This is a genomic window from Modestobacter sp. Leaf380 (genome assembly GCF_001424485.1).
GTDB lineage: Bacteria > Actinomycetota > Actinomycetes > Mycobacteriales > Geodermatophilaceae > Klenkia.
The window spans coordinates 1-10,145 of the sequence record NZ_LMQC01000015.1 but is presented as its reverse complement, the minus strand read 5'-3'; the positions used below and the strand labels follow the sequence as shown (position 1 = coordinate 10,145).

Here is a 10,145-nt window from a genome sequence, read left to right as displayed (position 1 = left end):
CCGGAACTCCGGCGGGAACGGCTTGGGCACGCTTCTGATCCTTCCAGCGAGACCCGAGGTCTCACAGGCAAGGAGTCAACCGAACCCGGGGCAGTCCCATGTGATCGGCTGCGCGACTCAGTCACTACACGGTCACCTAATGGGCTAGACGATTGCCGCCGCCACAAGGAGACCCCGCTGTAGGCATGTTCCAGCCCAGTCGACCTAACCCGATCAATACCACCCTTGACACGGGCGACTATTCGACAAGAGGCGAGGATGCCCCGCCTCAGTCACCTGGGTCAATCGAAGTCATCCGGATCCGGCCACGTACACCAGGCCTCAAACGCGGCCTCAAGGAGAGGGTTTTTCTTGAACGGATAGCCTTGGACTGCTGGAAGAAAGTCAATGCCGCCCATCTCGGTCCTGGGCGCATCCAGCAGCGCGGCGCCAACGCCAACCTCACCTATGGCATGCGTTAGCAGCTCTTCCAGGTCGTGCGCTCCCAACACACCTACGGGAATTCCGCCCTGCAACCAGCTCACTCCATCGAGGCCCGTTTGGCGCAGGTGGAAGGGCTCCAGCGTGACAACCATTCCAAGGCGCGGGCGGTCAGTCGGAATATGGGCAAACGCTGGGTGGTGATCGACAATAAGCCGCTCGGTATTGAGGATCTGCTTATAAGCTTGGCCCACCTTTCTCTTTGCGTCCCCCACGGCGTCGACCTTTCCGGACCGGTAATCAATGGTTGGGCGGGCCGTTTTCACTTCGACCAACACAACCACTTCAGGAAAGATCCAGAAGTAGTCGCAGCTCTTCTTGGCATTTTTCCCTTCCCAGTATTCGACCTCTGGTTCCACTATGGCTGCTTCAAGCTGACTTAGCTGACTCCCCACATAGCGCTCGAACATCTCCCCAAGCGCATCAGAAAAGGCCGACCCCACACTTTCCATGCCAATGAAGTAGAGTCCGGACGGGCTCACGCGATCAATCAGAAAGTGGGGAACGGGCCCTAGAAAGTGGCCGGCCAAGCTGATGAGCGGGCGTCTCTGCAGCGAGTTAGGTGACCACTTCTCGCGCTGCGGCAACTCCATCGACTGAGTCCACCTCACGTGGCCCTCGAGCGAGTCCGCAAAGTGTCGGTCGATGGCGCCCAACGTCCTACCTGGCCCAATCTCCCCAAGAACGATATCTACAGCCGCCCCCTGGATTTCCTCCCGCGAAATGACCCCACTGGCACCAAGTAAGGTTGCGTGCAGAAAGAATCCGATTCGCATAAAGTCATCGAAGGACACCCCTAAGATTTCGGTCCAATCAGACGGAGTCAAGGCATTGGAGACTCCCACCGCATGGTCGACAAATAGGCTGTATGAGCGAGCAAGATTCTCGTGGGGCGAGTACTGCTCAGCAAACTGCTCAAAAGCCATTTTTCGAAGCAGCGAAGAGAACCTGTCGTCTCCGCTTGGCAAAGCAAGGTCAGGATCTTCTAGATTGACGAACTGCGAACATAGCGACCGGAGGTCGTTGTCAACAGGCGGATTACCACGGTGGTCACTCGCATTGGCCAAGATCGTACGAGCCACCCCCGCTAGGGCAAACGGTTGAAGGGCAAGGTCCCGCGGCGGTTGGTCGACCCTCTCCAGACGCGACCATTCGCGCTCGGCAGACATCTGCGCAATGAGTCGAAGCGTGTCGGACCGCGGGTAACGCCGGACGAGCCGCCTGAATTCTTCATAAGTGGTCGGCGGGGGCGGCGGGGGTAATACCCCTCTAGCAAAACGAATCTTCATCATATCCCGTTAAGATCGTGACGAAATGGATTGGTTGCTGTTTGCCCGGTCTGGTCTAGCGACCCCGGATCCAGTCCTCATCAGGCTCGTACTCGAAGGCCTCGATTGGGTCAAGATCGAGGTCCAACTCAACTTCTTCTGGAAAACCTGCAGCTTGCAGCTCGTCGCCCTCAAGCTCCAACCCACAAACCGGACAGACAAACTCGTATGGCCATGCCAGGGGCTCAACGTAGGGGTTGCCCCCGTCATCCCATTGCACAGGACCGCGGTCCACCCCGCAAAGCAACCATCCCTGTTGCTCGCATACCGGGCACGCCGCAGCCTCTTCATGCTCTGCCATCACGGTCTTACGGCCGGAGAGCGACGCAAGCACTACCGCCCGTCCCGCCTTGTCGAGCGGGCCGAGCAGAAGGTCCAGCCTGATGCGCGCAGCAGCCTGTTTTCTCGCGACGGCCTGCTGGCTGGCCGTGGCCGCCTCGTCGAGGAGCCCGGCTGCCAGCGCTACTAGCGAGCTCCCCCAGAAGCTCGCCGCATCTGTCCCCCTTACAACTACAGCGCTTTCAACAAATCTCAATAATTCGATGACAGCCTTGCGTAGGTCGTCAATTTCGACCAAAGCCATATGCGCTGACGCGTTACGGACACGAAAAGTCAACGAATCTACCGGGCGCCAGTTGAGACTGGGATGCACGTGGTTGGCGGCCGCCACAGCCTCGACCGCGAAGATTGATTTGACCTCAGTGGGCGTCTTGCGCGCAAGAGAACCGTGATCCGTCAGGTGGAGCAGCGAATCACGGTCCCCCCGATCACCGAGTAGCGCTGGGCTGATATCGGCCACGAGCGCCTTACTCAAAAGTTCAACAGCGCAACCTACCGAGATTGCAGCGAGCTGTTGATCCATGGTGTTGTCGGCGCCGAAGGTCGAGAGAGCTCGTCGCGCGTGCGCCTGCCCCGACGACCAGAGATGATCCGGCAACTCAGCGTGAACAATCTTCCCCGACCCTGTCGGCCAACGCGAGCCGCCAGGGACCCTAGCCCCGCCCGGGCCTTTGGGGCTAGATGCACTCATCACTCGCCCATCCGTACGCTCGGCTCCGATAGACGTTGCACCGAATTCCGACCTGCTGCATGCGAGACCAGATCCCCCATGGCATGACCCTACCTTCGGCGCGCGGCAAATCGATGCCCTGCTGTGTCAACCCGCAAAAAATCACGAGCGCTCGGGGCCAGACCCGCGATTCCACAACTGGCCTCTAGGTGAGGCCCATGCCCGATGCTGCAGCAGCTTGGCGTAATCCACCCGCGCGAGACCCGTGCAGTGCTGGCAGCCGATAAGATACCGGCGTGACGCTTAGAGATCCTGACCGGGACGAAACGAACGCGTTCGGGAAAGTACGAACGAGTCAAACCGGGGGTGCGCCACGAATTCAGCCAGATCGTCTTTCAAGCGATATGCGTGCCGCATGCGTGCCGCTAAGACTTCTGCCGACAGTCCTCTAGCCTGACTGTGCGCGCTCGCAGCAATAGCACTGACGCGACCATATAGCTTGCCGCTCGGCAGTTCCCCGGGCGCGATGTCTGCGAGTATCCCGAGCAGCTCCGTCCGCCAGTCCGCGGTTTCTGCAACAGCGTCAAACGAGTCGCTCGCCTGGCCCCACCAAACGGTCCGACCATGATGGTGCGCCAGTCCCGACAGGTCGAAAACTCGTTCCAGTCGCCGGGTGTCTAGTTCATCGCCACGACTAAAGCCCGCGTGCCGAGTCTCCGGCGATCTGTACGTACTGGCCACCCGTGTACCAGCGCGGTCTAATAGCGCAAAAATATGGCCAGGAGGCAACATAGCGGCAAGCGATCTGACCCCAGCATCTCGCGAGACTTCCGCGAGCTCTAATTGCTCAAGCATTTCTGGCACAGGGAGCCCCGCCAGGCTTTTCAAGAACCGCAATGGCACTAGAACCCGAGCCGAGAAGGCATCGGCTTCACGCTCTAGGGCTTGGGTACCCGCATCTGCTTCTCGCTCCGGATCGCCCAACTCTGCCGGGTGACAGCTGATGGTCCCGGCGTGCCACGCGAGCATGAGGTGCCCAAACTCATGCCCCAGCGTAAATCGAGTTCGCACCTCCGCTGGACGAATGTTTAACGCCAGTAGAGGCCTAGGGCGCTCCCCTCTCAGCCCGTACATGACGGCATCACAATCAACGTCGACCCCGAAGTCGCGGTCAACAATGTCGGCGTGCGCTTGGACCAAAGCCCGGATGTCGATTGGCGGCGTCAGATCCAAGTCGGAGACAGTCAGATCAGCAAGCGTCTGGGCGGCCTTGAGCAGCGGCGTTTGCGATGGACTCAAGAGTCGGAAGGGGGGTGAGATTCACGGCCGAGGATGCCGTCCGCTGACAGCATCTCCCAAACACGTTGAACGTCTGCCGTTGCGCCTCTAGCGGCTAACCCGTAATCGTGCTGCGGTCGCAACCGCATCTCACCGAACGTCACCCCCTCTGTGCGTGCCAGCACAATGAGGCGCAGGTCGGCGGGCCTTCTCCGTACGGCCTCAGCCTCATCCGGGTAGAGAAAGCGCTCCGGATCGGCGGTCACCACTTGGGTAAGGTCGGGATAACTTAGCCAGCCCAGGGTCGCCGCAGAGACGGGGTCGGCTTCGATCAGGGCAGCCCGCGACGCAGCATCTGGTCCGTCTGCCGATCCCTGGGCCGCTGCTTGCAGCTGCACACGAGCCTCGTGGTGCAGCTTGCGATCGCCGGTGAGCGCGGCATACGTCAGCAGCTCCTCGGCGTCATACGCCGCAACTTCGGCAGCAGTGCGCTCCATGCCGTGATCACCTCCCCACCCGAGTATGTCCTAGTCAACCCCAGCATGCCGACATTTCCGGGCCGCATCTGCTAGGCAGCCACCCCCAGGCAGTCGAAGGTGCCATCACCCTCGACGAGACGCGCCGTCGCGCCGCTGGTGTCCACCACGCCCCAGCCCGCAACGCTTCCCGTACGCAGGGCCGCCACGAGAGCGGCCCTCGGCACCCCAACCTTCGATCGGATGACACTGAGCGGGACGTACCGACCCCCCGGCTTCACGGCCCGATCCATGGCCCGCGAGACACAGATTTCGACGGGACACTCAGACATCAAAATGAAGACGTCTCGGCCCGTGCTGGCCAGACGATTAACGACCTCCGGCAAGTGGCTGGGGCTCCCGACCACGTCGACCACCACGATGCCCCCGATCGCCTCGACCCTCTCCTGAAGGCCACCGCCGACCGGATAACCGAAGCCTCCGTAAGTCAGTACCTGGGTCTCCTCCTGCAGGACGCCAGATCCCAATCCCGACGCGTACTCGGGGAATGACGTTCTAACCTCGTCCGCGTCACTCACCGCCGCGGGCATCGTGACCTCTGCATGCGCTAGCACCAGTGGCCGCAACCCACTTGTCTTACCAGATCCAGGAAGACCCATTGTGATGTAAACAGCACTGGATGCGGTCGAGGGCACACCAGTCGAGTCCGTGAGGCGCAGCAAGAGCTCTTCGTGCAGCTTCTCCCGCTCACCCGCCCAGCCATCTTCGTCACGGTAGACGTCGGCCGTCGCTACGAAATTCGCACCGGCCGCCACATTCAGGAGCAAGCCTCTGCGGAGTGCTGGCCGCGTCTGCAGGAACGACCGCTGCGGCTCGTCTTGAGCCGCCCACCACAACTTCTGGTAGCTCAACACCGCGGCCTCGCGCTCAGCAAAGCGGCTTACCAAATCCCCGTTGTCCGTCAAGGACCCCTCCCCCGTCGAGCGTTCTGAAGAACGTAGCGGAATGTCCTGCCGCCCCAGAGGGGGTGACGCGGCTGCCTTTCTGTACAGGTCACGAGCGTGGTCTTGCCCGCCTGGGTGCCCCCGCTGACCAGGATGTTGAGCCCCGCGGCGACGGCGGCCTCCAGGAACCGGGCGACCTGCGCGGTGAGGGTGCCCAGGGCGACCAGCTCGTCGAGGCTGTGGGCCTGGAGCACGAACTCGCGGATGTTCACCGCCATGTGCCGGCGCGTGATGTCGGGGATGACCACGTGCAGCCGGGAACCGTCGGGCAGCGTGGCGTCCACGAACGGTGTCGACATGTCGATCCGTCGACCCGAGGAGCGCAGCATCCGCTCCACCAGGTCGGCCAGCTCGCCGGCGCCCAGGATCGTGATGGTCAGCTCGCTGCGACCCCGGCGGGCGACGAAGACGCGGCCGGGCTCGTTCACCCAGATCTCCTCGACCTCGGGGTCGTCCAGCCACCGCTGCAGCGGGCCGAACCCGGCGACCCGGTCCAGCACGTCGCGCACCACGGCGTCCGGGTCGCCGATGGGCGGCAGGGCCGAGGACAGCGACCGCTCGGCGTACTCGACGACCACGTCGCGCACCAGCAGCCGGACCGGCGCCGGGTCGGTGAAGGGGTCCAGGCCGCGGCGGCGGATGAGCTCGCGGACCTCGCCGTCGACGACGTCCAGTGCGGTCGACACGCTCGCCACGACACCCCCCGGGAGACCCGCTCGACGGACATCGAGACTGGCGGGGAATCTAAGTGCTCGAGGCGCTCCGTGGGGTCTGACCTGGGCTTCTGTGGACAACCACCCACGGTGACCACCCGAACGGGTGTAGTCCCGGGTCACACCCGATCACCGGCTCAGCGGGTCTCCGCCACGCAGCGCGACGACGCGGCCGAGGACGCCGTGCAGGACCTCCGACGCCAGGACGGGGGCAGGGGCCCGGCGCCGTCGGTGGAGACACAGTGACCCGTGTCAGTCGGGGCGAACCAGCCGCGAGGCGTCCGACCCCGACACACCGGCACGGCCGGTACGAAGCGGGGCCGGACGACCACGGTGCGCAATCGGATCGCGCACCAGGAGCCCGGTCAGCCGAAGTCGAGCACCAGCCGGCCGCGCACGCCACCGGCCTCCAGCCGGCGGTGCGCCTGCGCACCCTCGGCGGCCGGGACCACCGCGGCCACCCGCGGTGTCAGCCGGCCGGCCTCCACCAGCTCGCGCAGCCGGTCCAGCGCCGCGTGCTCCTGGGCCACCTTCGCCACGAACACCGGGAACACCCGCAGGCCCCGCGACCCGTCGCCGCGGTAGCCGCGCACCGTGGTCACCGCGCCGCCGTCCTTGACGGTCAGCCGAAGTCGAGCACCAGCCGGCCGCGCACGCCACCGGCCTCCAGCCGGCGGTGCGCCTGCGCACCCTCGGCGGCCGGGACCACCGCGGCCACCCGCGGTGTCAGCCGGCCGGCCTCCACCAGCTCGCGCAACCGGTCCAGCGCCGCGTGSTCCTGGGCCACCTTCGCCACGAACACCGGGAACACCCGCAGGCCCCGCGACCCGTCGCCGCGGTAGCCGCGCACCGTGGTCACCGCGCCGCCGTCCTTGACCGCGGGCAGCACGGCGGCGTCCTGCAGGGAGCCGTCGGCCAGGCCGTCGACACCGTCGGGGTACCGCTCCCGGACGGCGGCCGCGAAGCCGTCACCGCGGGGCAGCACCACGTCGGCGCCCANGCAGGGAGCCGTCGGCCAGGCCGTCGACACCGTCGGGGTACCGCTCCCGGACGGCGGCCGCGAAGCCGTCACCGCGGGGCAGCACCACGTCGGCGCCCAACGAGCGCACCAGCTCCTCGTCCTCGGCCTTGGCGTCGGCCACCTGTCAGGGACCGGGTCGCTCATGGGGTGTGTGAGCGACCCGCCAACCATCCCTTACGTCCAGGACGCGAGAAGCCCGAGCGTCAGTCGCGTTCATCGCAAAGCCCACGCGCAGCTAACGCGATGCGCGCGCAGCCTGGGCGCCCCTCGTCCTCCACAGGAATCCCCCGTGGACCGGCGCACCCAGTGCTAGGCCCATTAAGACGGCATACAGGTCATCCTCTGCCCCGATGCGTCAAGACGCATACAGGCGACAGGCGACGACACCATATTCAATGGGCTGCATTCATCTACACATTCAATGGGCTGCATTCATCTACATTCAATGGGCTGCATTCATCTACACATTCAATGGGCTGCATTCATCTACACGCCTCTTGGAAGTTGATGGAAACGTTTGCTTTCTGTCTTGTTGTGAGTTTGGCCTCATATGTCTTGACCGGCAACGCAAACCTCACCCAGGGTCACGCCAGCTGCTTACAGCTGTCAGTGCTCGTATCGACTCTGACCCGTAGCGCGTCGACGAAAGACGGTCTGCCATGCCTGCTTCCGGCCCAAACAGAACTCGACCCCCTCGTTGGGAGACGTCCTTCCGCAGCAAGCGACACCGAGCGGCCCCCCTGGCGTTCTTGCTCTTCACGCCGATGGTCGTGGGTGTCGTAACCGCACCTCAGGCGACCGCCGCACCGACGGCGAGCTCCATCTCGACCGTCGCAGCAGCGGTCGAGATGGCGAATGAGCTCCTCGCTGCGAACGCCCTGGCGCAGGAAGCGTCACTTGCAGTGACCTACGAACCAGACGAGTTGCACATCATCACTCAGATCAGTCTGCCAGCAGAGATGCTCGAAGAACTCTCAGCTTCGTTTCCGGGTGTTTCAGTGGAAGTCGATCGACCTGACTACTCCGTAGAAGAGCTGAACGAGGAAGCCGCACGCATCGGCTCCCTCCCGGGCATCTCTTGGGTTGGACCCAACGCAGATTACTCCGGGCTGGATGTGGGCGTTGTGGAGGATGCCTCAGCGGCTGCAATCGAGACCGACGAGCCTATCGTCACCGTGGACTCCGCAGCGGAGTCGCTGTCCGAGTTTCCAGTGGAAGTCATCGAAGCCGAGGTGCTCGATTCGGCCAACAGGAGTAATGACAGCAGGCCAGTCAACGGTGGCTCGCTGCTCTACAACGCAGGGGCTCAGCAAGCATGCACGGCAGGCATCGGCGTCTCGTATGCCAACGGCACTCGATTTGGATTTACGACAGCCGAGCACTGTGCCCCTGGCGCGTGGACTGGCTGGGGCTCTGGTGCAGCGGCGGGGTCAAGTGATCCGTCAGCCGTCAGCCGAGCCAACGACATCCGTGTCGTGCAGGCTTCGACCACCACGAACTTGGCCTGGATCGGTGCCTGGAATTCGACTTCGTCGCGAAAAGTTTACCGCGCGGCATCTGCACCGGCCAACGGTCAGGCAATCTGCACGGGAGGGGGAGTAAGTGGCGAGCGTTGCGGGGCCCAGTATGTAAGGGGGACGAACATGTACGCAACGGTCGATGCTGCACGTCGCGGCCCGGGCTTTTGGATCTTGAACGAAACCGTGTCCGGTGGTGCCCAGGTGTGCGCGGCACAGCCCGGCGATTCCGGCGGGCCTGTGTACAACTACACATCCGACGGTCGCCTCGACGTGCGCGGCCTGATCAGCGCCGTGGATCCCAGCTTCTCAACGATCAGGTGTGCTGGGAATCCGTCCTTCCCCGCGCTTCCTCGACCGAAGTCACCAAGCTCCCGCGCTTTTGCGGTGACGATTGCTCCGGCTCTAGCGTCCGTGGGGGCGGTGCCACGTATCGGATGAGCTAGGTCCGACGAGGGTGCCTACAGGAATTTGGCTGCGGGCGCCCTCGTCGACCACCGGTCAAGACTCACCCACACTGTCGCCTCATCGCTGCGACAGCGCCCGGCTGCGCGATCGCCCTGGCTTGCCATCACGCAGGCGTCATACCGCGGTCATGCGGAAACGTCCACGCAAAGACCACATCCTCGCCATCTAGTGCCGCAAATCCGTCTACGACTGATCCCGCGACGAAGATTGACTTGATCCTGCGCACCGGGTCGAATTCTAGTACTCGATCGATAAAAGTAAAGTCAGGACAGTCGACCTCGATCCCTGGAAAATTTTCTTTGCTCGTTCGTTGCCTCAAAGAGGCGCACGTGTCAAGAGCGGACTGATGCAAGACCATTATTGCCTCAGCGCCAGAACCCATTTCGACCCGAAGAGCGCGAGTGTGAGTTGTCTCGTCGCTTCGCTCCAGACTCGCCCACAAGTTGGCACGTTCGCTTGCTGAGAGTGATGTCATCGTTCGACTCTAACCCAGAACAGGGCGCGCTACCGATGGAATCGCGCCCCGGCTCCCTACTCGACACATCGCGAGCGCTAACAGACATTTGCTTTGAATAACTGTTCGCCATGACCCTTCTCGGAGGAGTCAATTCCGGTCGCAAACGCCCCGAGCTGGTGGCGTCGGTGGCGCCAGTGGGCACCGCGCAGTCTTCCCCCCCAGCTCTTGACCGGCACTGGTGAAGTCACTCCTGGGCCTCGGAGCGGATAGCACTCCCTACCCCGCGCGTCACGGCTCGGTCAGCCGAAGTCGAGCACCAGCCGGCCGCGCACGCCACCGGCCTCCAGCCGGCGGTGCGCCTGCGCACCCTCGGCGGCCGGGACCACCGCGGCCA

The 10,145-nt window shown here is 63.6% G+C and carries 9 protein-coding genes; 1 reads left to right on the top strand and 8 read right to left on the bottom strand.

What is annotated here, in order from left to right; genetic code table 11:
- Nucleotides 1-281 precede the first annotated feature (281 nt).
- The 8 genes from ASG41_RS12400 to ASG41_RS12370 form a co-directional block, all read right to left on the bottom strand.
- A complete protein-coding gene (locus ASG41_RS12400; RefSeq protein ID WP_157519394.1) occupies nucleotides 282-1,649 on the bottom strand; it encodes a hypothetical protein in 1,368 nt (455 codons plus the stop codon).
- Between the two features lie 175 nt (nucleotides 1,650-1,824).
- Nucleotides 1,825-2,670 carry a hypothetical protein gene (locus ASG41_RS12395; RefSeq protein ID WP_157519393.1) on the bottom strand — a complete coding sequence of 282 codons (846 nt, stop codon included), beginning with the start codon at nucleotides 2,668-2,670 and terminating at the stop codon, nucleotides 1,825-1,827.
- 450 nt (nucleotides 2,671-3,120) lie between these two features.
- On the bottom strand, nucleotides 3,121-3,951 hold the full coding sequence (locus tag ASG41_RS25470) for an ImmA/IrrE family metallo-endopeptidase (protein WP_369800026.1): 831 nt from the start codon (nucleotides 3,949-3,951) through the stop codon (nucleotides 3,121-3,123).
- Between the two features lie 161 nt (nucleotides 3,952-4,112).
- On the bottom strand, nucleotides 4,113-4,592 hold the full coding sequence (locus ASG41_RS12390; RefSeq protein WP_056295056.1) for a hypothetical protein: 480 nt from the start codon (nucleotides 4,590-4,592) through the stop codon (nucleotides 4,113-4,115).
- Between the two features lie 71 nt (nucleotides 4,593-4,663).
- Entirely contained in the window at nucleotides 4,664-5,536 is an 873-nt protein-coding gene (locus tag ASG41_RS12385; protein ID WP_056295052.1) for a zeta toxin family protein, read from the bottom strand.
- A complete protein-coding gene (locus ASG41_RS12380) occupies nucleotides 5,533-6,261 on the bottom strand; it encodes an ATPase, T2SS/T4P/T4SS family (RefSeq protein ID WP_235564764.1) in 729 nt (242 codons plus the stop codon). Before ASG41_RS12380 ends, ASG41_RS12385 begins: the two co-directional genes overlap by 4 nt.
- A gap of 392 nt (nucleotides 6,262-6,653) precedes the next feature.
- On the bottom strand, nucleotides 6,654-6,890 hold the full coding sequence (locus tag ASG41_RS12375; RefSeq protein ID WP_056295049.1) for a zinc-binding dehydrogenase: 237 nt from the start codon (nucleotides 6,888-6,890) through the stop codon (nucleotides 6,654-6,656).
- A 20-nt stretch (nucleotides 6,891-6,910) separates the two neighbouring features.
- A complete protein-coding gene (locus tag ASG41_RS12370) occupies nucleotides 6,911-7,273 on the bottom strand; it encodes a zinc-binding dehydrogenase (RefSeq protein WP_235564765.1) in 363 nt (120 codons plus the stop codon).
- Nucleotides 7,274-8,058: 785 nt separating this feature from the next.
- On the opposite strand from ASG41_RS12370, the gene ASG41_RS23630 reads away from it, so the two are divergent.
- A complete protein-coding gene (locus tag ASG41_RS23630; RefSeq protein ID WP_157519389.1) occupies nucleotides 8,059-9,267 on the top strand; it encodes a hypothetical protein in 1,209 nt (402 codons plus the stop codon).
- The last annotated feature ends 878 nt before the right edge of the window (nucleotides 9,268-10,145 follow it).